Origin of the sequence: Microbacterium enclense (assembly GCA_038182865.1) — a bacterium.
Lineage (GTDB): Bacteria > Actinomycetota > Actinomycetes > Actinomycetales > Microbacteriaceae > Microbacterium > Microbacterium enclense_B.
The window spans coordinates 1405360-1429729 of sequence record CP116226.1 but is presented as its reverse complement, the minus strand read 5'-3'; the positions used below and the strand labels follow the sequence as shown (position 1 = coordinate 1429729).

The following is a 24370-nucleotide window of genomic DNA, read 5'->3' as shown; positions in this document are numbered from 1 at the left end:
ACCTTTCACAGAGCGGGGACAGCGGATGCGACGTCCGTCCACGTCGCGTCAGCGGCGGAGCTGCGCTCGACGGCGTCGAGCACCCGCTGCACCGCGAGCCCCTCCTCGAACGAGGGGTGCGGGTCAGTGCCGGCGTCGATCGCTCCGACGAGATCGACGACCTGGTGGCTGAAGCCATGCTCGTAGCCGAGCATGTGGCCCGCGGGCCACCACGCCGAGACGTACGGATGCTGCGGCTCGGTCACCAGCACCTGCGTGAAGCCCTGGCGTCCCTCGGGCGCCGTGCGGTCGTAGAAGCGCAGGCTGTTGAGGTCTTCGAGGTCGAACGCGAGCGCCCCGCGGTCGCCCGACACCTCGATGGTGAGGGCGTTCTTGCGGCCCGTCGCAAAACGGGTCGCCTCGAACGAGACGAGCGCCCCGTTGGACAGGCGACCCGTGAAGATCGCGACGTCGTCGACGGTCACGGCCCCCGTCTCGCCGGCGCCGGCTCCCTTCGACAGCCCCATCGAGCCGTCGGCGGGCAGCGGACGCTCGGCCACGATCGTGTCGATCGTCCCCGACACCCGTTCGACGCCGAGGCCCGTCACGAACTGCGTCATATCGATGATGTGCGCGCCGATGTCGCCGAGCGCCCCGGATCCGGCGTGCTCCTTCTGCAAGCGCCACGCGAGCGGCATGTCGGGATCGACGAGCCAGTCCTGCCGGTAGGCCGCGCGCACCTGCTGCACGGTGCCGACCGCACCCTCGGCGATCATGTCGCGCAGCAGGGTGACGGCCGGCACGCGACGGTACGTGAAGCCCACCATCGACCGGATGCCACGGGCCCGCGCCCGCGCGGCCGCCTCGGCCATCGCCTCGGCCTCGGCCACGGTGTTGGCCAGCGGCTTCTCGCACAGCACGTGCTTGCCCGCCTCGAGCGCCGCGATGGCGATCTCGGCGTGCGAGTCACCGGGGGTGACGATGTCGACGATGTCGATGTCGTCGCGCCCGATGACCTCGCGCCACTCGGTGGCCGACTCGGCCCAGCCCCACTTCTCCGCGGCCGAGGCCACGGCATCCGCGTTCCGGCCCACCACCACGGTCATCTCGACCGCTCGGGGCAGGTTGAACATGCGCGGCGCCTGGCGCCAGCCCACGGAGTGGGCGGCGCCCATGAAGCCGTAGCCGATCATCGCCACTCGGAGGGGATGCGCGGGAGTCATCACGACAGCACCAGTTCGCGCTCGACCGGCACCCGGTTGGTGACGTAGCGACCGGGTCCACCGTCGACCCCCGGCATGATCTGCATGTACAGCAGTCGCATGGTCAGCACCACCTCGACGCTCACCTTCTCGCCCGCGGCGGGCGGGGTGTCGAGGTGGATGAGCACGTCCGGGCGGTCGGCGACGAACCACAGCGTCTCGGACTGCTCCGGCAGCTTCTCGATGCGGTACTCGCGCCCTTCGAGCGAGAAGCGCACGTCGCCCTTCGGCACCGCGACGCCGTTGACCGAGACCGCGACATCGTCGACGGCCGACAGCCAGAGGCTCCGATACCAGGGCAGCTGCACCGAGACGGCCAGGCCGTCGTCGGTGCGACGCACGTCTTTCTCGGCGAAGAGGGAGTTGTGGGTGGCCATGAGGGCTCCTAGGCGAACGTGTCGGTGAAGCGGTCGTGCGGCACGGGCGGCGCGGGCTCGAGCTTCTGCGTGGTCTCGGGGCTGTACGGGTGGTTGGTCGACGGTACCGGCTCGTCGGCCGGGGGCATGAAGACGGGCTTGCCGTCGTCGCCGAAGTACATGAGGTCGAGGTCGAACGCGCCCTGGTTCTTCAGGCCGAAGCTCACCCAGTTCTCCTCGAAAGGTGCACGGGCCAGTTCGTAGCAGCGGAACTTCCAGAACTTCCACTCGCCGTCCTGCTTGAGGAAGTCGATCGCGTACTTGCACCACACCCAGTGCGCCCAGACCTTCTTGCCGAGCACCTCCTCGGGCGAGTACATGTCGGGGAACGCCTCGGCCACCTTGGGGTCGGTCAGGCCCGACTCGGTGCCGGCCATCAGCCACACGCCCTTGGCGGTCTTCCCGTCGGCGGCGACCTCGATCACCGGGGTGTTCGTGGTGTGGAGGATGAGCTTTCCCTCGGGGTGGGGGCGCCCGCGGTGGTAGTCGGTCACGCTCTGCCAGGTCGTGTACTGACCGGCGTTGGTGTACCGCGCGCGGATGCCCTCGGTTCCCTCCTTCACCCACATCGGGATGATCTGCTCGTCCTCGAAGGCGTTGTGCAGGAACATGTAGCGGTTGAAGAGGTTCTCGACCTGCCCGCGGTCCTCGGCGCGCTGCGCGAGGGCGTGGGCGGCCTCGACCTGTTCGCGCAGGCGCGCCACCTCGGCGACGAGCTCGGAAACGGATGCATCGGTGGGGGTGTTCGACACGGTTACTCCTTTGTACGTGGTGGGATCTCAGGCCGGCTGACGAGCCGAGACGGTGTCTTCGATGGCCCGGCGCATGAGCGCGTGCTGCTTCTTGACGAGGTCGATGGGATCGCTCTCGCCGAGGTCGCTGAAGGCGTGACCCTCCCACTCGCTGGAGAGATAGCCCTCGTACCCACCGATCACGAACTGCTTCACGATGCGCGGGATGTCCATCGCGGGCTCTTCGCCGTCGGCGCCGATGTCGTAGAACTTCGCGTGCACGTGGAAGATCTGCGGCATGATGTCGAGCCACTCCTCCGGGGCCACGAGACCGTGCATGTTGAACGCGAGGCGCGTGAAGGGCCCGAAGCGGAGGAAGTCGACGCCCTCCCCGGAGAGGTAGTCCTCGAAGGTCTGGTTGCGCACATGCATGGGGGTCGGTTGGTGCCAGATCTCCTCCATGACGGAGAAGTGCTTCTCGTCCATGCCCATCTGCCCGAGCGTGCGCAGCAGGGTGGGCGACAGCGAGTGCATCGTGGAGGAGAAGTCGGCGGTGAACCCGAGGCGGTCGCTTCCCAGCTCCTCGTAGACCTCGCGGATCTCGACGACCTTGGGGTCATTGGGCCCGGAGGGCGCGTGGATCTCGTAGCCGAGCTTCTGGTCGTACTTCTCGGCGAGAGGAAGGAGGCGGCGCAGCAGCTCCTTGCCGGCCGAGCGGATGACCACCCTCTTGAAGCCGAGCGTGTGCGCCGACTTCAGCTGCCGAGCGAAGAAGTCGTGCTCCTCGTCGGGCGTCATATCCCGGTCCTTGCGGCGCCCCATGTCGAGGTTCGTGCCCACGGCACTGGCCTCGAGGCCGTACCTCTCGAGAGAGTCGAACCACAGCTTCACGAAGTCGGCGTCGACATCGGGGTACGAGCGCAGCAGCTGCGCGAAGTTGAACTCGACGCCGGGGCCGATGCCCTGGTCGTGCACCTCTTTGATGAGGGTCTCGGGCGTGTAGAGGCCGGCGGCGAACTCGCTCGTCAGGGAGTAGAGCGTCGTGCCGAGTTTGATGCCTGTTCCGGCGATGCCGTTGGTGTCCGTCATGTCGTCGCCCCGGAGGTCAGGCGCGCACCGCGTGCGCGAGGTGGGTGTCGAGGGCACGCCGGGCTTCCGCGGCATCCGTGATCATCCGCGAACCGGCCGCCTCCGCCGCGGTGCGCTGGATGAGCTGTTCGCCGCGGATGATCTCGAACGGGCTCTGCCAGTGGTTCCAGTGCCAACCCTCGTACTCGCTCGAGACGGCACCGCTGTAGCCGTTGTCGACGAGGAGCGTGATGAGGTCGGCGACGGGCACCGAGGGCTCGTTCCCGTCCTCGTCGATGCCGAAGAACTTGCCATGCACGTGCCGGATCCACGGCATGATCTCGAGCCAGTCGTCCACCCGCGCAGGACCGAACAGGCCCGTGCCGTTGATGCCGAAGTCGATGCCGAGATCGGGGCGACTGTGCTGGTGCGCGAGGCCGATGAACCGGCCGAAGCGCTGGCCGTGGTCGGCCTGGTCGGCGGGCGGGCCCTGTTGGTAGAAGTCGTCCCACAGCGCGACGACGGCGGACAGCAGTTCTTCCGACGCGCCGCGGCGCCGGTAGGCCTCGATGAGCGAGGGGGCGAAGCCGGTGACGGTGGCGCCCCAGTCCATCGTGAAGCCGAGGAACGGCGAGCTGACCTTCTCGTAGCGGTCGCGGAGCGCGAGGATACGCGGGTGCGAGGCGTACTGGTCGGCGTGCACCTCGAGCGCGAGGGTGACCCCGTACTCCTCGGCGATGGGGGCGAGCGCCTCCATCGAGTCGGGGGTGAGCGAGATCTGCACGCGCGCGATGGGGAAGCCGAGCTTCGCCGCCGCCGCGATCTGTCGGCGCATGTAGGCGATGAGCTCGTCCTGGTCCATGAGCTTGTCGGGGCGCAGGCCGATGTCGGCGTTGACGGCGAGCGAGGTGCGCACCAGGCCGACCTCGTCGATGAGGTCGCTGAAGCGCCCCGCGAAGTGGTCGTCGATCTCGGGGAACCCGCGGAAGCTCGAGAACCCGATGATCTCCAGTCCTGGCCCGAAGCCCTCGGCCGCGGTCTTGCGGATGAGCTGGTCGAGGTCGTACTCGCGACCGTGGAAGGCGCGGGTGAAGCTGTAGAGCGTGACGCCCTGGATGGGCGTGCCCTTCGCGGCGGGCTCGGTCATGCGCGGGCCTCCTCGACCTGGCGGACGGCCATTGTCTTCACGTCGTGCTCTTCGATGTGCAGCACTTGGTCGTCGGCGATGATGATGTACGGGATGTAGAGCTCGAGGTCGACCCGCACCTCGTGCTCCCCGGCATCCACCGCCACATCTCCCGACAGCACCGCGGAGTCGGTGGGGAACCACCACTGCTCCGTGTTCGTCTTCATGTCGGCGAAGGTGAACTCCTCACCGTTCATCTCCCAGCGCAGCGAGGCGACGGGCGCCTCGATGCCGTCGACGGTGAGCTTCGCTCCGGAGATGCAGGATGCCGGCAGCGCGCGGTACCAGGGCAGGCGCACCTCCACCGACGCCCGGCCGCCCGCGGCGGTGAGCGTCCCCTGCTCGATGATGCGATCCGGGATCACGGTGACCTCCTCGTCGGTGCGGCCGAAGCCGCGAACTTCTTTGTTCTTATTCCTACACTCTATTGTCTGATTCCTGCATAAGCAAGGATCAGCCAGATGCCGTGGAGGCGACGGCCCGCTCCTGCGAGAGCACGGCCGCGATCTTGCGGGCGCCCCGTACCGCCAGCGCGACGGACGTCACCGTGGGGTTGCACGCCGTCGCGGTCGGAATGACGCCGTTGCCGGCGACGAAGAGATCCGGGACACCCCACACCTCGCTGTCGACGTCGCACACGCTCGTGCCGTCGTCCGCGACACCCATCCGTGTCGAGCCCTGGTAGTGCAGTGACGACCCGAGCGGCAGGGTGAAGGGACGATCGCCGACCGGGTCGCCGATCGCCTCGGCCAAGCGCACGATCTCGCGGCGAGCCCGATCCACCACCTCGCGATCGCGGTCGGTGAGCCGGTAATGGATGCGAGGAGCCGGCATCCCGTATCCGTCGACGTGCTCGTCATCGAAGACGACACGATCGTCGGCCTGCAGGTCTTTCGCGCAGAACAGTCCGAGCCCCACGATCGACCCCGGGACCACCGGATCGTCCTCGGCGAGGGCGATGGGCGACGCATCGAGCTGCATGATCTGGCCGTGGAAGGGCATGTCGTCGGTGAAGGGCACCCAGCTGACGCCGCTGTACTCCGCGAGCCCGGTCGTCGGGGCGTCCTCGGCGAGCGGTGGCATGTCGCGGAGCCGGGAGGCGAACACGACCTGCGCCTGGTCGTTGAGGTACCGCCCGAGAGCCTCGGGACGCACGCCCGACGCCCACAAGAGCTGCGGCGTGCGGAGCGCGTCCGCCGCGACGACGACGAATCGCGCCGCGACCCGGTGCTCCTCGCCGGAGCGCAGATCGCGCACGACCACACCGGCCGCGCGGCCGCCCTCGACGACGACGCGAACGACGAGCGACTCGTCGAACAGCGAGAATCCGGGATTCTCCCGCGTCGCCTCGCCGAGGACGACGTCGGAGCCCGACCAGACCAGGCGGCCGTCGTCGCGGCGGTGCACGGCGAGCGGCATCCGCTGCACCTTCGTCTCGTCGACGCGTCCCTCATCGACCGCGACCGAGAGGCGCTCGCGCACGATCGCCCCGAAGGGCGCCGCGTCGAAGGCGTTCCGGGTGACCCCCAGCAGACGATCGCCCTCGTCGAGAAGCTCATCGAGGTCGTCGAGGAACGGGATGCGCTCGCTGTCGTTGGGGCGCGGGCAGGCGCCCGTCCAGTGCGCCGCCATGCCGCCGACATTGCTCGACATCGCCGCGACCGGCATGCCGTCCTCGCCGTCGAAGGCGTAGCCGTCGTCGAGCAGGAAGGTACCGGGGCGCGCACCGCGCACCCCCGCCTTCGCCGCGCCCGGGTTGGCGACCTTCTCGCCGCGCTCCCCGGGGCCCTCCGAGGCCACCTGCGCGCGAGCGCGCTCGGCGGGGTCGGCGATGTTCTTCACGTGCGCGCCGGGCGGATTCGACACCGTCGGCCCCACCTCGAACATCGCGATGGTCGCGCCCGGGACCCGCTCCGACAGGATGCGCGCGTACGCCGCGCCCGTGGGGCCGCTGCCGACGATGGCGACGTCGACCGCTCCCGGATACCGCCGGGCGCTCATGCGGCGCGCGCGATCTCGACGACGTGCGCGACCGAGGCCTCCGACGCGGTGGTCGGGTAGTACTCCAGACCGACGGGGCCGTCGTAGCCACCCTCCCGCAGCAGGCGGAAGCGCTCCGACCAGTCGAGGGCGCCGGTCCCGGGCTCCCCTCGCCCGGGGGCATCCGCGAGCTGCACGTAGTGGATGAGGTCGCCGGCGTTGGCGAGCTCCGCCTCCATGTCCTCGCCTTCGACGGCCGAGTGGTAGATGTCGTACAGGACGCCGAATCGCGGCGACGCGACGCCGCGAGCGACGTACACCGCCTCGGCGGTGCGGTCCAGGAGCGAGCCGGGGTGGTCGACGCGGACGTTGACCGGCTCGAGCACGAGGCCGACGCCCGATCCCTCGATCTGCGCGATCGCCTTCCGGTAGATCTCGATGAGCTTGTCGAGCTGTACCTGACGCTTCCACCCGCCGAACCCCGTGCCGCTGCCGACGACGATGCGGGGGCAGCCGAGGTCGCGGGCGATCTCGACGCCCTCATCGAGCTTGCGGAAGAACTCCGAGTGGTCCCACGGCGGAATCATGAACTGCGTGCGCGGCTCGGCCAACTGCGCGGTGAGTTGCACGCCGGTCTCCTCGAGCGCTTCCTTCAGCGCGGGGAGGTCCTTCGGGGTCGATGGCGCGTCGACGCCCGTGGGACCCCACATCTCGACGGCGTCGAAGCCCGCGGCCGCGGCCGCGCGGACGCGGTCGTGGTAGTCGCCGGCCTCGGTGAAGAGCAGCTCGATGTTGGGGGCGAGGTGATACACGGGAGTGTCCTTTCGAGGGATGCGGGCGCGACGATCGACGGATGCCGCGCTTCGCGGCATCCATCCGGGAGGGGATCAGCCCTTCAGACCGCCGGCGAAGCCCTGGATGAAGCGCTTCTGGGCGAACATGTAGAACAGCAGGATCGGGATCATCGAGATGATCACGACGGCGAAGATCTTGTTCCAGGCGGAGACCAGACCGCCGACGTACGTGTACATCGCCACCGGGAGGGTCTGCGTGGTGGAGCCGCCGAGGAAGATCAGCGAGTTGAAGAAGTCGTTCCACACGATCAGGCCCGCGAGGATCGCCACGGTCCCGGTGGCCGGCGCCATGAGCGGCAGCACGACCCGGAAGAAGGCCTGCACGGGTGACGCGCCGTCGATCACGGCCGCTTCCTCGTACTCGGTGGAGAGACCGCGGAAGAAGCTCGCGTAGAGGAAGACCGACAGCGGCATGAGGATGCCGATCCACAGCACGATCATGCCGAAGGCGTTGCCGGTCAGGCCGATCGAACGGGCGCCGATGTACAGGGGCACCGTGCCGAGCTGCGCGGGAAGGATGATCGCGATCAGCACCAGGTAGTAGGTGATCGTCGTCCATTTGCGCGTGCGGCGGGCGATGACGTACGCCGCGACCGAGCCGAAGAGCACGAGTCCGAGGATCGCGCCGCCGGTGATGATGACGCTGTTCAGGATGCTCATCGGGATGCTGTTGCGCCCCGTGGCGGTGAGCACCGAGACGAACGCCCCGAGGTCGATGCTCGTCGGCGGGGCGATCGCGCTGCTCGACAGGGCCTCCTTGTCGCTCTTCAGCGCGGTGGCGACGAGGATGTAGAGGGGCAGGAGGCCGATCAGGGTCACGACCCAGACGAGGACTTCGCGGACGGCCGTGAACTTCGTGTAGCGGAACATCAGGAGACCTTCCCGACCTCGCGGTCGCGCGTGACGTACTGCTGGAGGATGGCGAACGCCAAGATGATGACGGTGAGCACGAGCGCGAGAGCCGAGCCGAAGCCGAACTGCCCGAGCGAGAACGCGTTCTTGTAGACCTCCGTGGCCAGCGTCTCGGTCGCACCGGCGGGACCGCCCCCGGTGAGGGCGAGGATCTGATCGAAGATGCGCAGCCCCTGGATGAGACCGAGGGTCGTGGCGATCGCGATCGAGGGACGGATCGCGGGGACGACGACGTTCCAGAAGCGGCCCCACACGCCGGCGCCATCGAGGGCCGCGGCCTCCTCCACTTCGACCGGCACCGAGGCGAGCCCGGCGAGGTAGATGACCATCGTGAATCCGGTCTGCTGCCAGACGACGGTGATGAGGATCGCCCAGATTGACCACGTCGGGTCGGCGAGCCACGTCTTCTGCAGCGACTCGAGTCCGATCGCGCCGAGGAACCCGTTCAGCGGTCCGTTGAACTGGAAGATGAACTTCCAGACGTAAGCGACGGCGAGCGGGCTGAGCACGACGGGCATGAAGAGGAGCGTGCGCAGGATGTAGCGCGTCTTGAGCGTGCGGTTGATCGCCAGGGCGAAGAGCAGACCCAGGACGTTCGTGATGATGACGGAGCCGAAGGCGAGGAAGAGCGTGTTCCACACGGCCCCCAGCAGCTGGGGGTCGGCGAAGATCTTCGCGAAGTTGTCGAAGCCGGTGATCTCGAAGGACCCGAGGCCGGTCCAGTTCGTGAAGGCGAAGAACCCGCCGGTGAGGGTGGCGGCGTACTGCACGCCGAGCACGAGGAGGATGGCGGGAAGGGCCCACCACCACTGCCCGTAGCTGATGAGGGGCTTGCCCCCGCGCACCGGCCGCTGGGACGTCCGCCGCGCCGTGGGCGGCACGGTGAGCGTCCGTGTGGTGTCCTTTTCGATGGTCACAGTCATCTGCTCTCTGACTTCTTCGTCATTGCGCTCCGTTGCGTCGAGCGCCGGTTCTCCGACTATCGCACCCTTGTGTCGAAAAGACACATTAGTCAGACGGATGGGCGGCATAAGGAGGCGGATCGGCCAGAGCCGCAGGCCCGATGCGAGGATGCGGGCTGTGCCCCATCCCTCTCCGCACCCCTCCTCCGACGACCTGTGGAACCTCTTCGTCGACCCTCCCGACGAGGCTCGACCGCGCGCGTGGTGGCACTGGATGGACGGGAACGCGGATGCCGAGGGCGCCGTCGCCGACCTCGAGTGGCTGCACCACGTCGGGGTGCGCGGCGTGCACATGTTCGACGGGGGGATGGGGATGCCGTCGGTCGTCGGCCCTCCGCGGCATCCGGGATCACCCGAATGGGACGACGCGATCGAGGCGGCCACGGTGACCGCCGAACGGCTCGGAATGGAGATCGCGATCGCCACGTCCGCGGGATGGAGCGCCTCGGGCGGCCCCTGGGTCGAACCCGCCGACGCGATGAAGAAGATCGTGTGGAGCGAGACGATCGTCGAGGGGGGTCCCGTCGACATCGCGCTCCCGCCCCTGCCCGACACCGCGGGCGGCTTCCAAGACGCCCCGCGCCCCGGCGGCGACGGCGGCCCGCGGTGGAGCACCGACTGGCGCGTGGTGGCCTTCCCCGCGGCGAGAGGACACGCGCCTCTCGTGCCCGCGGCGTATCGCCTCGCGGGGACCGAGATCGACGGTGCGGTCCTCACCGACGGCGCCTTCGGCCCCGGCATCCGTCTTCCCCGGGATCCGGACGCGTGGTCGGAGGCCTCGCTCGAGGCCTGGTTCGACGAGGCGGTGACGGTGCGCGCGGTGACCCTCGGCCTACCCGGACCCCGCGGTTTCGGGGCGGCACCCCCACCGCTCGCGGTGCTCGAGGCCGACGACGGCGAGGGGTTCCGCGAGATCGCGCGCCTCGAGCCCACGACGGTCGTCGCCCGGACGGCGAGCTTCCCCGCGATCACCGCGCGCCGCTTCCGCCTGCTGCTGTCGGGGGCGAGCGCGAGCGAGGCGCTCCCGCAGCTGGCACCCGGGGTCCGGATGCCGCCGGTGCTGCGCCGCGCGGACGCCTTCGACGTCAGCGAGTTCGCGCTGTTCGCCTCGAACCGCGTGCACCACGCCGAGACGAAGGCGGGATTCGGCGTCGAGGCGGACTTCTACGCCGTGGACACGATCGACGACGAGGATTCTCTCGCGATCGATCCCGCGGCGGTCGTCGACCTCACCGACGCCGTCGACGGGGAGCGGCTGCGGTGGGAGGCACCGGAGGGCTCGTGGCGCATCCTGCGGCTCGGAGCATCGCCGACCGGACAGACGAACGGCCCCGCCCCGGCCGTCTCGACGGGACTCGAGGTCGACAAACTCGACGGCCGCCGCGTCGCCGCGTACCTCGAGACGCATATCGAGCGGTACCGGCCGCGTTCAGGACGCTTCACCGCCCTGCTCAGCGACAGCATCGAGGCCGGCGCACAGAACTTCACCGACGACATCGCCGAACGCTTCCTCAGCGCTCGCGGCTACGACCCGACCGCGTGGCTCCCCACCCTCGCCGGGTACATCGTGGGCGATGCCGCCTCCAGCGACGGCTTCCTCTACGACTACCGCCGCACCCTGAGCGAGCTGCTGGCGCACGAGTACTACGGAACCCTCTCGACCGAGGCCCACCGCCGCGGGATGATCTCCTACGCCGAAGCCCTCGAGGACGGGCGCCCGCAGTGGGGCGACGACCTGGCCATGCGGGCCGCCGCCGACGTGCCGATGGGGGCGATGTGGACCTTCGATCCGGACCGGGGGCCGAAGCCCACCTACGTCGCCGACCTCAAAGGCGCCTCCTCCGTCGCGCACGTGCACGGGCGCACGTGGACCGGAGCCGAAGCGTTCACCTCGTTCGGAGACCCCTGGGGATGGATGCCGTCGAACCTCAAGCACGTCGCCGACCTGCAGCTCGCGCTCGGGGTCACGCGGTTCTGCGTGCACACGTCGCCGCACCAGCCGGCATCCACCCCTCCGCCCGGGATCGCTCTCGCGCCGTTCCTCGGCCAGGCCTTCACCCGTCACGAGACGTGGGCCGAGATGGCGGAGCCGTGGATCGCCTACCTCGCTCGCTGCTCGGCGCTCCTGGCCGCCGGGCGCCCGGCGGTCGACGTCGCCGTGTTCGTGGGAGAGGAGGCCCCGGTCACGGGGTTGTACGAGCATCGGCTGGATGACACCGTCCCCGCGGGCTTCGATTTCGACTACCTCGGGGTCGACGCGCTCGCGCTCCTCCGCGTCGAGGGCGACGAGCTCGTCGCGGGGCACTCCCGCTACCGCCTGCTCTTCCTCGGCGGGTCGAGCAGGAGGCTGACCCTCTCGACATTGCGACGCCTGGCATCTCTCGTCGACGCGGGCGCGACGATCGTGGGGCTCGCACCCGAGACCACTCCCTCTCGAGGGGACGACCCGGTCGAGTTCGCCGCGCTCGTCACCCGGCTCTGGGCGACGCCCGGGGTCATCGAGACCGACGACCTGAGCCACGCGCTGTCACGGCTCGGGATCGCCCCCGCGCGCCCTGTCTCCGGTGCTCCGGTGCGACGGATCGCCCGTTTCGTCGGGAGCCGCCGCGTCGAGTTCATCGCCAATCCGGTCGGCGAGCCTGTCACGGTGACTATGACCGGGGTGCCGGGTGCGGTCGAGGTGTGGGATCCCGTGCGCGCGACGCGGCGCGCCCTCCACCCGCGGGACGGCCGGGTCACGGTGGACCTGCCCCCGTTCGGCTCCGTGTTCGTCGTCGACGGCGAGGGGGCAGGACCATCGGCCACCGAACGTCCCCTCCCGCTCGACGGGGAATGGCAGGTGGAGCTCCCCGGCCTCGCGATGGTCGCGCACGGCGCGCAGCCGCATCCCTGGACCGACGACACCGCCGCCGCCCGCGGTTTCTCGGGCACCGGCGCGTACCGCGCGCGGTTGACGGCTCCGGATGCCGGCACCCCGGCCGTCGTGGAACTCGATCTGGGCGCGGTGCACGGCGTCGCCCGCGTCCGGGTGAACGGGACGGACTGCGGCATCGCGTGGACCGCTCCGTACCGCGTCGACGTCACCGCAGCGTGGCGCGAGGGCGCGAACGACGTGCGGGTGGAGGTCGCTGTTCCGTGGCGCAACCGCCTCATCGCCGAGGCGGCGGAGCCCACGGGCGAGATCTTCGCCCCGATGACGGAGGTGTTCTCTCCCCGGGCCGAGGGGCGTCCCGCCGGACTCTCCGGACCCGTGAGCCTCGTCACGTTCCCCTGATCAGCGGGACGTTCTGCGGCGAATCGCTGGGACTATTGCCCAGCATCAGCAAAGCTAATGTCGAAAACCGACAGATGTGTGCCACCCTGAACTCGCGGCTACGAAGCCGTACCAGCCACTACCCGGGGCTGGAGACAAAGAAGTCACGAAAGGGTTCGTCCATGCCACAGCACAGTTCGCTCCGGCCCCTCCGCCTTCCCCTGCTCGCAGCCCCTCTCGCCGGTGTCCTCATCCTCGCCGGGTGCTCGGGCGGCAGCGGCTCCGGAAGCGACGACAGCGCCGACGGGTTCACCGTGATGGTCGCTCAGTCCAACGACGACGATCAGGCCTACGCCAAGACGCTCGAGGCCTACGGGCAGGAGAAGGGCCTCAACATCGAGGTCATCCCCTACCCCTCCGAGGCCTACAACACGCAGGTCACCACGCAGCTGCAGGCCGGCAATGCCGCCGACGTCATGATCCTCGCGCCCGGCACCGGCCAGCCGATCTCGGTCATCTCGCTCGCCGAGGCCGGGCTTCTCGCGCCCCTCGGAGACTCGTCCGCGAGCCTCGTCCCCGACAACTCCGAGAACCAGTACGAGGTCGACGGCAAGGTCTACGGCCAGCCGACGGCGCTCATCCCGGTCGGCCTCGTGTACAACAACGGCGCGGCGAAGGAAGCCGGCCTGACGGAGTACCCGGAAAGCTACGACTCCCTCCTCGCCGACTGCACGACCGCACGCGCCGCGGGCAAGGACTTCACGGTCCTCGCCGGTGCCATCACCTTCAACACCGGCCTGATGGCCCAGCTCATCTCCGCCACCCGCGTCTACGAGGCCGAGCCCGACTGGAACCAGCAGCGCGCCGACGGCAAGGTCACCTTCGCCGACAGCGAGGGCTGGAAGGAGACGCTGCAGGACCTCGTCGACATGAACACCGCGGGCTGCTTCCAGGACGGTGCCGCCGGTGGCACGTTCGACAACATCACCGCCGGCCTCGGCGGCGGCACGGCCCTCTCGGCCGCCGTCCCCGGCAGCGCAGCCAGCTCGATCGGTGCGGCCACCGGCGCCGACCTGACGGTGCAGAGCTTCCCGCCCTCCTCGGGCCAGAAGCCGTTCCTGCTCGCGTCGGCCAACTACGCCTGGGGCGTCAACGCCAAGGCGAGCGACGCGAAGAAGAAGCTCATCCAGGACTTCCTCGACTGGGTCGCCACCCCCGAGCAGGCCAAGGCCTTCGCCGACAGCTTCGGCGGCGTGCCGATCGTAGGCGCCTCGGAAGACAGCCTGCTGCCGCAGTACAAGAACATCGGTTCGCTGCTGGAGTCGAACGCCTACACGGGCCTGCCGAACGCCGCCTGGCCGAACCCGGGTGTCTACGACGCTCTCGGTGCCGGCGTTCAGGGCCTGTTGACCGGGCAGAAGACGGTCGACCAGGTGCTCGCCGACATGGACAGCGCCTGGGGCTGATCCGCCCGGGGCTGATCCCCGCCACGCGATCGGCTGTCGTCCCCCTCCGGGACGGCAGCCGATCCGCGTTTCCCGACCCGACACAGGAGCTTCCGTGACCACCTTCCGCAATCCCGTCCTCGGCGGAGACCGCCCCGACCCGGCCGTCATCCGCGTGGGCGACGAGTACTGGATGACCTCCTCCTCCTTCGAGTCGGCCCCGGGTCTGCTGCTCTTGCGTTCGCGAGACCTGGTCACTTGGGAGTACGTCACGGCGGCTCTCCCCGAACCCGTCGGGGTCACCTTCGCCGTCGACATCGCCGAGGTCGACGGGCGCTTCTTCATCTACATCCCGTTCATCCCGGCGTCCTGGTCCCCGCTCACCGAGCCGTCGATCTTCGTCATCCACGCCGACGCGATGGAGGGCCCCTGGTCGGAACCGATCGATCTCGGCATCCGCGGGGCGATCGATCCCGGTCACGTCGTCGGCGAAGACGGGAAGCGCTATCTGTTCACCAACGGCGTGCGCCGCATCGCCCTCAGCGACGACGGGCTGTCGACGATCGGGGACCTCGAGCACGCCTACGACGGATGGCACTACCCCGACGAGTGGATCACCGAGGCCTACGCGCTCGAGGGACCCAAGCTCCTGCGGAAGGACGGCTGGTTCTACCTCGTCAGCGCGGTCGGCGGTACGGCCGGTCCGCCCACCGGGCACATGGTCATCGCGGCGCGGTCGCGGTCGGTGCACGGACCGTGGGAGAACAGCCCGCACAACCCCGTCACCCGGACGACGGATGCCGCGCAGGCCTGGTGGTCGCGCGGACACGCGACGATCGTGCCGGGCCCCGCCGACGACGACTGGTGGATGCTGTCGCACGGGTACGAGAACGGCTACCGCACGCTGGGGCGGCAGATCCTGCTCGAACCCGTCACCTGGACCGACGACGGGTGGCCCGTGGGCGCCGACGACATCGGCGGCGACCTCACCTCTCCCTTCGGAGCCGCGCCGCAGGCTGCACCCGCGGCGTGGACCGACGACTTCTCGACGCTCCGCCTCGGCGAGCGCTGGACGTTCCATGCAGCCGGCCCCGGGGAGGCGGGCCGCCTCACGCTCGAGGGCGGCCTCGTCCTCGCGGCGACGGGGTCCTCTCCGTCCGACACGTCGCCGCTGACCACGATCGCCCCCGACCACGCCTATGAGGTCGAGGTCGACGTCGAGGTGCGGGGGGCCGACGTGGAAGCGGGGCTCCTGCTCTTCTTCAACGACCGCCTGTACTGCGGCGTCGGCATCGACGGCCGGCGCATGCACACCCACTTCGGCGGGCACCCGCACCACCGGCCCGAGCCGGCTCCGCCCGTCCGCCGCCTGCAGCTGCGTCTGCGCAACGACCACCACATCGTCGAGATCCACTACCGCGAACCCGACGGCGAGTGGATCCGCCACGGCCTGCGCTTCGAGGTCTCGGGCTACCACGCCAACACCGTCGGCGACCTCCTGAGCCTGCGGCCCGCCCTGTACGCGTGCGGCGACGGTGCCGCGCGCTTCCGGTCTGCCACCTATCGGCCGCTCCCGTGAGCGCCCGTATCGACGACCTCCTCTCGCGCATGACGTGGGAGGAGAAGCTCGGCCAGCTCCAGATCGTCTTCCGCCCCGACCCCGACGACGCGGCGGCGCTCGTGCGCCGCGGGATCGGCTCGACGTTCTGGCCGCCCTCCGCCACGGCGACGAACGCCCTCCAGCGCGTGGCCGTCGAGGAGACCCGACTGGGTATCCCCCTCCTCGTCGGTCTCGACGTCATCCACGGTCAGCGCACGATCGCGCCGATCCCGCTGTCGCAGGCGGCGGCGTTCGATCCCGAGCTCGTCCGCGCGCTCGCTCGTCTGGCCGCGACGGAGGCACGCTCGGGCGGGGTCACCTGGACGTTCTCGCCGATGGCCGACGTCTCACGCGACCCGCGCTGGGGCCGCGTCTCGGAGGGCTTCGGGGAGGACCCCTGGCTGACCGCTCTGCTCGTGGCCGCCATGGTCCGTGGCTACCAGGGCGACGATCTCTCGGCTCCGGATGCCGTCGCCGCCACCGCCAAGCACTTCGTCGGCTACGGCGCGGGCGAGGGCGGGCGCGACTACAACGGCGCCGATCTCAGCGAGCGGGCCCTGCGGACCGTCCACCTCCCTCCGTTCGAGGCCGCCGTCCGCGCGGGGGCGGCTTCGGTGATGGCCGCGTTCACCTCGGTCTCCGGCGTCCCGATGCACGCCCATCGCCGCTTGCTCACCGAGGTGCTCAAGCGCGAGTGGGGCTTCACCGGCGTGATCGTGGGCGATGCCGAGGGGGTCGCCAACCTCGTGCCCCACGGTGTCGCCCACGACCTCGCGGATGCCGTGCGCCAGGCGTACGCGGCCGGTCTCGACGTCGAGATGGGTGGGTCTCCCCTCTCTCTCGACGCCGCCGAGACCGCCCCCGACCGTCTCGACCCCGCGCGCGTGGACGACGCCGTGCGCCGGGTGCTCGCGACGAAGGAGGCGCTCGGACTCTTCGAGAACCCCTACGTCGATCCCGCGGCCGAGATCACGACCCCGGATGCCCGCTCCCGAGCGCTCGTCCGCGCCGCCGCCGCACGTGGCAGCGTGCTGCTGCACAACGACGGGTCGCTGCCTCTCGCGACACCGCGGCGCGTGCTGCTGACCGGGCCGTACGCACGGTCGACCGATCATCTGGGCGCCTGGGTGCAGTTCTTCGGCGCCCGCTCCGGGTCGGTCGCCGACGAACTGCGCGCCCGTCGCCCCGATCTCGAGCTCGTCATCGACGAGGGAGGGGACTTCCTGTCGGCCGACGACGCCGGGATCGCCTCGGCCGTGCGCTCCGCGCGCGAGGTCGAGGTCGCCGTCGTGCTCGTGGGCGAGCCCTCGGCGCTCTCGGGAGAAGCCGCCTCGCGCAGCGACCTGCGACTGCCGGGTCGTCAGGAGGAGCTCATCCGCGCGGTCGCGGCGACCGGGACGACGACCGTCGTCGTCCTCGTCACCGGACGCCCGCTCGTCGTGGCCGCGTGGATCGACGCGGTCGCCGCAGCGGTCGTCGTCTGGCACGGCGGGACCGAGGCCCCCGCAGCGATCGTCGACCTGCTGCTCGGCGACGCCGAGCCGTCGGGCCGACTGCCGATGTCGTTCCCCCGCTCCGTCGGGCAGGTGCCGATTCCCTACGCCCACGAGAACACGGGTCGCCCCGCCACGACCGGCGGCACCCTCTCGGCCGAGCACCATGACGTCGGGCTCCACGGCCCGGGCAACGTGCAGGACAAGTACACCTCGAAGTACCTCGACCTCCCCCTCGGCCCGCAGTTCTCCTTCGGACACGGCTCGGGGTACGCGCGCTTCGCCCACGGAGAGCCCGAGGTGTCGGCATCCGCGTTCCCGGCGGCCGGGCCGTTCGACGAGGCCGTCGTCACCGTCGACGTCGAGGTGACGAACACCTCCGACCGTCGGGGCGACGAGGTGGTCCAGGTGTATCTGCGCGACGTGGTCGCCTCGGTCACCCAGCCCGTCCGGCGGCTCGTCGGTTTCGCGCGCCGGAGTCTGGATGCCGGGGAATCGGCGACGGTGTCGATCCCCCTGCCGCGCGAGGTGTTCGCCCTGTGGGCGGACGGCTGGCGCGTGGAGCCCGGAACGTTCGAGCTGCACGTGGGAAGCACGCTCGAATCGACGCAGCTCGTGACCGTCGAGGCGCGCTGAAACCGGATCACGATCGGGAATATCTTCAGGCATTCCATCGACCGGATTGATACGCTCGAGGTTCCCGATTCGTTCCGCCCCCGGCACGAGGAGAACACGACGACGTGTCCGACAACGCAGCTCTTTCACGCCTCGACCTGAACCTTCTGGTCTCGCTCGACGCGCTTCTCACCGAACGCAGCGTGACGCGCGCGGCGGAGAGCCTGCATCTCAGCCAGCCCGCCCTGAGCGCCTCGCTCGCGCGGCTGCGCACGCACTTCAACGACCAGATCCTCGCGCGTCGCGGCAACACGTACGAGCTGACGCCGTTCGCCATCCGGCTCACCGATCACACCAGCACCGCCCTCGAGGCCGCGCGTCGCGTGTTCGAGAGTCAGGCCTCGTGGTCGCCGGCGGAGTCGACGCGCGAGTTCTCGATCTACGGCTCCGACTACGGTTTCGTCACCGTCGGCACCGTCGTCTCACAGCTCGCCGCCGAGCAGGCTCCCGGGGTGCGCTTCCGCTACATGCTCCACAATCCCGGCATCGTCGAAGACGCGGCGAACCGCCTCCGCTCCGCCGATGCCATGGTCATCCCGCACGGGCCGGTGTCGGAGCTGCCGTACATCGACCTCTGGCAGGACGACTGGCTCGCCGTCGTCGCCGACGACAACGACGAGGTCGGCGACGTCCTCACCATGCAGAACCTCGCCGACATGCCCTGGGTGCTCACGTTCCAGTCACGCTCGGCGTTCACCTCGGCTGCGCGCCAGATCCAGCAACTCGGCGTCGAACCGCACATCGAGGTCGTGCTCGAGAGCTTCCTCTCGGTGGGCCATTTCGTCAGCGGCACCCGCCGCGTCGGCCTCGTGCAGTCGGCCCTGGCCCCGCATCTGCTGCGCATCGGCGGCATCCGGGTCGTGCCTCTCCCGTTCGCGGCGACCCCCATCGTGAGCGCGCTGTGGTGGCATCCCTCCCACAACCGCGATCCGGAGCACGAGTGGATGCGCGGCCTCTTCGCCGAAGCCGGCCGCGTCATCGCCGCCGGCCACGCCCCGCACTGACCCGCGCGCCCCGCGCCCGCCCGCCCGCCCCGCGCCCGCCCGCCAGACGCCCCCGCGCCCGCCCCGCGCCCCGACCCTCGCCCGGCGCCCGCGTCCCCGCCACCGTTCGGTGTCCAAAACACCCGGACCATTTCGCGACAGGTCCGGGTGTTCTGGACACTCAACCGGCCTCGGGTCCCCGCCCCAACCGCGGCGACCCTCGACACCTGAGACGCCACCGAATTACGCCGCTGTAGTTTCGAAGCTTCCCTCGGGTCGAAGGTTTTCCACAGGCCATCTACACAGAGAATGGCGGTTTACGCACACCTCTCCACAGAGTTATCCACAAGGCCCCTCCCGCCTGTTCGTAAACGCGTGCGCCCCCGCGGCACGGATGAATCGCGTCACCCCGCGTCGCGCGTCGGACCGGAACCACCGACCGGCACGCGCCGGATCCACTTCGCGATCGCCTCCACCGTCGGAAGCGCCGTCGGATCGGCGGGCTCGTTGATGTGCCCGTGCCCGGCGCCCGGCTCGAGATGCACGGCCACCGTCCCGCCCGCGGCGCGGATGAGCTCGGCGAAGGCCTCACCCGACGGTCGCAGGTCGTCGAGCTCGCACACGACGACGAGCACGGGCGGGTAGCCGTCGCCGCGACCGAGGCCGGGGAACGCGTACGGATCGCGGATGCCGGTCGGCCCGGCGAAGTTGACCGAGATCCGCCCGATCGGCGCGGTGGGGTCCAGCGGTTCGCCCGGCGCGCCGCCGTTCGGGTGCAATGCCGGGTACACCGGCACCAGGCCCGCGGGCGCGGGCCCTGCACCGTCCCGCAGCCGGGCCGCGACGCCGGTGACGAGGGTGCCGCCCGCGCTCGCGCCGCCGAGGACGATGGCATCCGGACCCACCCCGAAGAGCTCCTCGGCGTTGTCGACAGCGAGACGCCATCCCGCCGCCACGTCGTCGGACGGCACCGGGAAGTGCGTGTCACCGAGGCACTTCGTGTAGTCGAGCGCGAGGACGGGGATGCCACGCGCGGCGAGCTCGAGGGCGACCCAGTGCGACTCCGGCATGTCGAGGTGCCCGCCGACGAACGCCCCGCCGTGCACCCAGACGAATGCCCGCCCGCTCGGTACGGCGGAGGAGTCGCGGTACAGCCGCGCCGGTTGGGGGCCCCGCGCTCCCTCGAACGTCAGCTCGCGCAGCTCCACGTGCGAGAGATGCGGAAACCGCCGACGAAGCGACGCCGTGTCGATGTCCCCGCGCGGATCGGCCGGCTCCCCGTGTTCGCGCAGGTGCGCGAGCATCTCGGCGAACGGCAGCGCGCGCAGGTCGGTCATACCCCCGCCGTCACCGCCCGCATCGCATCGCGGATGAGGTCGTGCTGACGCCGCACCAGCAGCAGGGGGTCGACCTCGCCCAGCTCGGCGAAGGCGTGGCCCTCCCACTCGCTCGACCAGAATCCGCGGTAGCCGCCCTCGACGAACACGCGCACGAGCTCGGGGTAGTCGATCGCGGGTTCCTGCCCGGCGTCGTCGATGTCGTAGAACTTCGCGTGCACGTGCAGGATCTGCGGCATGATGTCGGCCCACTCGCGCGGGTCGACGTGCCCGTGCATGTTGAAGGCGAGGTGAGCGAACGAGCCCAGACGACCCGGGTCGAAATCACGGCCGCGCAGGTAGCCGAGGAACTCCTGCTGACGCGCCTGCATCGTGGCATCCGTCGCCCAGATGTCCTGCAGACGCTGCACCGCCTCGTCGTCGAGACCGGCGCGCCGGACGGCCCGCAGCAGGGTCGGCGACATCGCGTGCATGGTGGACGAGAAGTCGGCGACGAAGCCGAGCAGGGGGGAGTCGAGCTCGGCGTACGTCTCGCGCACGCGCAGGATCGGGTCGGCGTTGGGCCCCATGGGCGCGTGGATCTCGTATGCGAGCTTCAGCTCGAGGTCTTCGGCGACCGGCAGCAGCCGACGCAGCAGCTCGGGCTTGGCGCTCTGGATGCGCACGAGGGGGAACCCGAGCTTCTTCGCCCCCTCGAACATGAGCTTCGAGAACGCGAACTCCTCGTCGGCAGTCATGTCGCGGTCGCGACGGCGGCCCATGTCGAGGTTCGCCCCGAACGAGCTCGCGATGAACCCGTGGCGGTCGAACGCCGCACGCCACGTGCGCTCGAACTCGTCGGTGACCCGCGGGTAGGTCGGCAAGACCTGGGATGCCACGATCTCGATGCCCGGACCGATCCCCAGCTCCGCGACCCGGTCGAGCAGGCCGTCGAAATCGAAGTAGCCCGCGCGGAACTCCGCGCTCGCGGAGTACAGGGTCAGGCCCAGCTGGAAAGGATCGCCGTCCGTCGCGGGCGACGGGGGCGCCACGTCCGACACGAGCGCCGGGATCTCGGCATCCGCGTCCACGACGGTCAGGGTCTTCACGTCGTGCACGACGTTGGGCACATAGATCCCCGGCCCGCCGTCGGAGCCGGGCGCGATCTGCATGTACGGCAGGCGCAGCTCGCCGTGCAGCACGACGTCGTGCGTCTCGCCGAGCGCGACCGGCTCGGTGCGGCGGGCGATCAGCAGCGGGTGCTCCTGCAGGAACCACAGCGTCTCGCTCTGCGCGGGCAGCTCGTCGAGGCGATAGCTGCGGTCTCCGAGCTCGAACCGCAGGTCGTCGGCATCCACCTCCTCCCCGTCGACGGTGAGGGCGAGCGAGGTGACCGACGAGAGCCAGAGGCTGCGGTACCAGGGGATGGTCAGGCGCAGCGCGAGCCCGTCGGGGTGCGCGCGCAGGCTGTCGGCGTGGATGAGTCCGTTGGGCATGGGGGTCTCCTGGGTGCGATGGACGCGGGTCCGACCACCGCCGTCGGGCGGGGTCGGATCGACTCAGATGCGATCGGCGATCTGGCGGATGAGGGAGTGCTGGCGCCGCACCTGCTCGATCGAGCGCCACGGCTCGCGCTCACCCTCGTACTCGCTCGAGAGGTATCCGGTGTAGCCCGCGTCCTTGAGGGCCTTCAGCACGGGCTCCCACGGGATCTGCTTGTCGTCGAGCTCTTCGTCGATGTCGTGGAACTTCGCCTGGATGAACACGACGTTCTCGATCACGTCGAACACGTCGTTCGGGTCGACATGGATGCCGTCGAGGAACGCCGGACGCTGGCCGGGGAGTTCGCCGGGCTTCAGCGGGATCGGGCGGTCCTGGAAGATGCCGGTGTCGAGCAGGAGGCCGAAGTGCTTCGTGCCGGTGCGGCGGATGAGAGCGATGTAGTCGTCGACGACCTCGTGCTTGATGGGGGTCGGCGAGTGGATCTCGGGGCAGATGATGACGTCGAGCTCCTCGGCGAGAGGGAGGGATGCCTCGACGACCTCGGTCCAGATCGGGTGGGGGATGAGGTCGCCCGACACCACGCCGATCTTGGGCCGCACGAAGCGGAAGCCCAGGCGCTTCGCGAGGCGCAGGTCGCGCTGCAGGGCGGCGGCGCCCTCCTCCACCGTCATGTCGCGACCGTTCGGGCCGCTGGAGTGCAGGCGCGTGTCGATCCAGGAGCCGTAGTTCGTCGGCTCGAGGCCGTATCTCTCGAGCAGGGCGAACCACTGCTCGACCCACTCGTCCGACGGGTGGGGGTAGTTCGGGATGTGCGCCTCGCCGAGGATCTCCAGACCCGTGGCCCCGAGGTCGGCGATCGAGGCCATCGCGGTCTCGAGGTCCATGACGGTGCCGAAGTCACTCATGTAGCTGTACAGCGAGACGCCGTACCGGAAGGGAGCCCCGGATGCCTCGGGAGCGAGCGTGACGTGCTTGGTGACGCGGTAGGTGCTCGGCTGGTGCTCCTGGGGGATGTACGACATGCGCAGGCGCAGCTCGATCGAGAGCTCGTGCACGCCGTCGGGGAGGCCGCCGGGGAGGGGAACGGTGATGATCGCTGCATCCTCGAGCGGCCAGCGCACGCCGTCGCCGTCCCACAGCTCGGCGAGCGTGTACGTGCCGCCCTGCAGCGTCCACAGGGGGACGTCGGGCTCGACGTCGACCAGGCCCGGGATGCGGACGCCGATGCCGTCGATCAGCGAGGCCGCCATGCCGCGGTACGACGGCATGCGCACACGGAACTGGAAACCGGTGATCTCGCCGTTCTCGCGGACGTTGCGGAATCCGACGGACTGGATGAGGTCTCTCTCGAGAAGCATCGTCGCTCACTCTCTGTGGGGTTCGCTTCGACGCTACCCGCTTTTGCCTCATTCAGACATAAGGGGTTGTGATGCCGCGTATCAGCCGTCGTCGACCCCGCTCGCGGAGCCTGCCAGCGACGCAGGACAGGGGATCGTGCGAGGACAGGCCGCTCCCCTACGAATGCGGCCTGTTCTCGCACGATCCCCTGTTCCCGACGCACCCACCCTCCCACGACGCCCCCGGCTCAGCGCTCGAGCACCACCGCGAGGCCCTGGCCCACGCCGATGCAGATCGCGGTGACCGCGACCCCACCGCCGCGACGCTTCAGCTCGTGGGCGGCGCGGGCGATGATCCGCCCACCCGAGGCGCCGAGGGGGTGACCGATCGCGATCGCGCCGCCGTTCTGGTTGAGCAGTTCGGGGTCGAGCTCGGTCCACAGCTTCGCGCACGCGAGGGTCTGCGAGGCGAACGCCTCGTTCAGCTCGACGAACGAGACGTCGCTCCATGACCGGCCCGCGCGGGCGAGCGCGCGGTTCGCGGCCTCGACGGGGGCGACGCCGAACACGTCGGGGTCGTTGCCGAACGCAGCACGGCCCGCGATGCGCGCGAGGGGCTCGGCATCCACCGCCCCTTCGGATCCGAGCAGCACCGCCGATGCGCCGTCGTTGATGGGCGAGGAGTTGCCGGCCGTGACGGTCCCGTCTTTCTGGAACGCCGGGCGCAGGCCCGCGAGCACCTCGGCCGTGGAGTCGTCGCGGATGCCCTCGTCGCGCGCGAGATCGTGGCCCTCGACCTGCACGATCTCGTCCGCGAAGCGGCCGTCGGCCCACGCCGCGGCGGCCAGGCGGTGGCTGCGGGCGGCGAAGGCGTCCTGCTCCTCGCGCGAGATGCCGTAGATCTGGGCGAGCTTCTCGGCGCTCTCGCCGTTGGAGATCGTCCAGTCCTTCCGTAGGCGCGGGTTGGTCATGCGCCAGCCGATCGAGGTGTTCCACATCGTCTGGTTCGCCGCGGGGAAGGGGCGCGGGCTCTTCTCGACGACGAAGGGGGCGCGGGTCATCGACTCGACGCCGCCGGCGAGGATCACGTCCGCGTCTCCGGCCTCGATCGCGCGCGAGCCCTGGATGACGGCATCCAGAGACGATCCGCACAGGCGGTTGATCGTGGTGCCGGGCACCGACGAGGGGAAGCCCGCGAGCAGCGCCCCGAACCGCGCGACGTTGCGGTTGTCCTCTCCGGCCTGGTTCGCGTCGCCGAAGATCACGTCTTCGATGCGGGCGGGGTCGATCCCGGTGCGGTCGACGACGGATGCCATGACGGCGGCTGCGAGATCGTCGGGGCGCACGTCGGCGAAGGCTTTACCGTGCCGGGCGAAGGGCGTGCGGACGGCGTCGTAGACGAACGATGCGGGCAT

The 24370-nt window shown here is 70.1% G+C and carries 19 protein-coding genes; 5 read left to right on the top strand and 14 right to left on the bottom strand.

Features of this window, described 5'->3' with window-relative positions:
- Positions 1-5: 5 nt before the first annotated feature.
- The 10 genes from PIR02_06725 to PIR02_06680 form a co-directional block, all read right to left on the bottom strand.
- Complete coding sequence (locus PIR02_06725) at positions 6-1202, bottom strand: Gfo/Idh/MocA family oxidoreductase (protein WZH38357.1); 1197 nt, start codon at positions 1200-1202, stop codon at positions 6-8.
- A complete protein-coding gene (locus tag PIR02_06720; protein WZH38356.1) occupies positions 1202-1618 on the bottom strand; it encodes a DUF6379 domain-containing protein in 417 nt (138 codons plus the stop codon). The genes PIR02_06725 and PIR02_06720 overlap by 1 nt, the downstream gene beginning before the upstream one ends.
- A gap of 8 nt (positions 1619-1626) precedes the next feature.
- Complete coding sequence (locus PIR02_06715; GenBank protein WZH38355.1) at positions 1627-2409, bottom strand: nuclear transport factor 2 family protein; 783 nt, start codon at positions 2407-2409, stop codon at positions 1627-1629.
- A 27-nt stretch (positions 2410-2436) separates the two neighbouring features.
- Positions 2437-3477 carry a sugar phosphate isomerase gene (locus PIR02_06710; protein WZH38354.1) on the bottom strand — a complete coding sequence of 347 codons (1041 nt, stop codon included), beginning with the start codon at positions 3475-3477 and terminating at the stop codon, positions 2437-2439.
- A 16-nt stretch (positions 3478-3493) separates the two neighbouring features.
- On the bottom strand, positions 3494-4603 hold the full coding sequence (locus PIR02_06705; GenBank protein ID WZH38353.1) for a TIM barrel protein: 1110 nt from the start codon (positions 4601-4603) through the stop codon (positions 3494-3496).
- The gene (locus tag PIR02_06700; GenBank protein WZH38352.1) at positions 4600-5007 is read right to left on the bottom strand and encodes a DUF6379 domain-containing protein; all 408 of its coding nucleotides are present in this window, start codon (positions 5005-5007) and stop codon (positions 4600-4602) included. Before PIR02_06700 ends, PIR02_06705 begins: the two co-directional genes overlap by 4 nt.
- 88 nt (positions 5008-5095) lie before the next feature.
- Complete coding sequence (locus tag PIR02_06695; GenBank protein WZH38351.1) at positions 5096-6643, bottom strand: GMC oxidoreductase; 1548 nt, start codon at positions 6641-6643, stop codon at positions 5096-5098.
- Positions 6640-7434, bottom strand: coding sequence for a TIM barrel protein (locus PIR02_06690; protein WZH38350.1), 795 nt, complete (start codon positions 7432-7434; stop codon positions 6640-6642). The genes PIR02_06695 and PIR02_06690 overlap by 4 nt, the downstream gene beginning before the upstream one ends.
- A gap of 75 nt (positions 7435-7509) precedes the next feature.
- The gene (locus tag PIR02_06685; GenBank protein WZH38349.1) at positions 7510-8346 is read right to left on the bottom strand and encodes a carbohydrate ABC transporter permease; all 837 of its coding nucleotides are present in this window, start codon (positions 8344-8346) and stop codon (positions 7510-7512) included.
- Entirely contained in the window at positions 8346-9311 is a 966-nt protein-coding gene (locus tag PIR02_06680) for a sugar ABC transporter permease (GenBank protein WZH38348.1), read from the bottom strand. Before PIR02_06680 ends, PIR02_06685 begins: the two co-directional genes overlap by 1 nt.
- 157 nt (positions 9312-9468) lie before the next feature.
- Here PIR02_06680 and PIR02_06675 point away from each other — a divergent pair, with 157 nt between their 5' ends.
- From PIR02_06675 to PIR02_06655, 5 genes are all read left to right on the top strand, one after another.
- Positions 9469-12624, top strand: a complete 3156-nt coding sequence (locus tag PIR02_06675; protein ID WZH38347.1) for a glycosyl hydrolase — start codon at positions 9469-9471, stop codon at positions 12622-12624.
- Positions 12625-12785: 161 nt separating this feature from the next.
- Positions 12786-14069 (top strand): extracellular solute-binding protein, encoded by a 1284-nt coding sequence (locus tag PIR02_06670; protein WZH38346.1) that lies wholly within the window; start codon positions 12786-12788, stop codon positions 14067-14069.
- Positions 14070-14163: 94 nt separating this feature from the next.
- Complete coding sequence (locus PIR02_06665) at positions 14164-15627, top strand: family 43 glycosylhydrolase (protein ID WZH38345.1); 1464 nt, start codon at positions 14164-14166, stop codon at positions 15625-15627.
- Entirely contained in the window at positions 15624-17777 is a 2154-nt protein-coding gene (locus tag PIR02_06660) for a glycoside hydrolase family 3 N-terminal domain-containing protein (protein ID WZH38344.1), read from the top strand. The genes PIR02_06665 and PIR02_06660 overlap by 4 nt, the downstream gene beginning before the upstream one ends.
- Before the next feature lie 104 nt (positions 17778-17881).
- Positions 17882-18820 (top strand): LysR family transcriptional regulator, encoded by a 939-nt coding sequence (locus PIR02_06655; GenBank protein WZH38343.1) that lies wholly within the window; start codon positions 17882-17884, stop codon positions 18818-18820.
- A gap of 383 nt (positions 18821-19203) precedes the next feature.
- Here the strand turns inward: PIR02_06655 and PIR02_06650 are convergent, their stop codons facing one another.
- The 4 genes from PIR02_06650 to PIR02_06635 form a co-directional block, all read right to left on the bottom strand.
- Positions 19204-20136: an alpha/beta hydrolase fold domain-containing protein gene (locus PIR02_06650; protein ID WZH38342.1), complete on the bottom strand. Its 933-nt coding sequence runs from the start codon at positions 20134-20136 to the stop codon at positions 19204-19206.
- Positions 20133-21611 (bottom strand): DUF6379 domain-containing protein, encoded by a 1479-nt coding sequence (locus PIR02_06645; GenBank protein ID WZH38341.1) that lies wholly within the window; start codon positions 21609-21611, stop codon positions 20133-20135. Before PIR02_06645 ends, PIR02_06650 begins: the two co-directional genes overlap by 4 nt.
- A gap of 63 nt (positions 21612-21674) precedes the next feature.
- Positions 21675-22976, bottom strand: coding sequence for a DUF6379 domain-containing protein (locus tag PIR02_06640; protein WZH38340.1), 1302 nt, complete (start codon positions 22974-22976; stop codon positions 21675-21677).
- A gap of 227 nt (positions 22977-23203) precedes the next feature.
- Positions 23204-24370 (bottom strand): thiolase family protein, encoded by a 1167-nt coding sequence (locus tag PIR02_06635; GenBank protein WZH38339.1) that lies wholly within the window; start codon positions 24368-24370, stop codon positions 23204-23206.

Coding starts and splice junctions, on each gene's coding strand:
- PIR02_06725 (WZH38357.1), bottom strand. CDS start 1,202: ATGACTCCCGCGCATCCCCTCCGAGTGGCGATGATCGGCTACGGCTTC.
- PIR02_06670 (WZH38346.1), top strand. CDS start 12,786: ATGCCACAGCACAGTTCGCTCCGGCCCCTCCGCCTTCCCCTGCTCGCA.
- PIR02_06635 (WZH38339.1), bottom strand. CDS start 24,370: ATGCCCGCATCGTTCGTCTACGACGCCGTCCGCACGCCCTTCGCCCGG.
- PIR02_06710 (WZH38354.1), bottom strand. CDS start 3,477: ATGACGGACACCAACGGCATCGCCGGAACAGGCATCAAACTCGGCACG.
- PIR02_06720 (WZH38356.1), bottom strand. CDS start 1,618: ATGGCCACCCACAACTCCCTCTTCGCCGAGAAAGACGTGCGTCGCACC.
- PIR02_06685 (WZH38349.1), bottom strand. CDS start 8,346: ATGTTCCGCTACACGAAGTTCACGGCCGTCCGCGAAGTCCTCGTCTGG.
- PIR02_06695 (WZH38351.1), bottom strand. CDS start 6,643: ATGAGCGCCCGGCGGTATCCGGGAGCGGTCGACGTCGCCATCGTCGGC.
- PIR02_06645 (WZH38341.1), bottom strand. CDS start 21,611: ATGCCCAACGGACTCATCCACGCCGACAGCCTGCGCGCGCACCCCGAC.
- PIR02_06640 (WZH38340.1), bottom strand. CDS start 22,976: ATGCTTCTCGAGAGAGACCTCATCCAGTCCGTCGGATTCCGCAACGTC.
- PIR02_06705 (WZH38353.1), bottom strand. CDS start 4,603: ATGACCGAGCCCGCCGCGAAGGGCACGCCCATCCAGGGCGTCACGCTC.
- PIR02_06680 (WZH38348.1), bottom strand. CDS start 9,311: ATGACTGTGACCATCGAAAAGGACACCACACGGACGCTCACCGTGCCG.
- PIR02_06650 (WZH38342.1), bottom strand. CDS start 20,136: ATGACCGACCTGCGCGCGCTGCCGTTCGCCGAGATGCTCGCGCACCTG.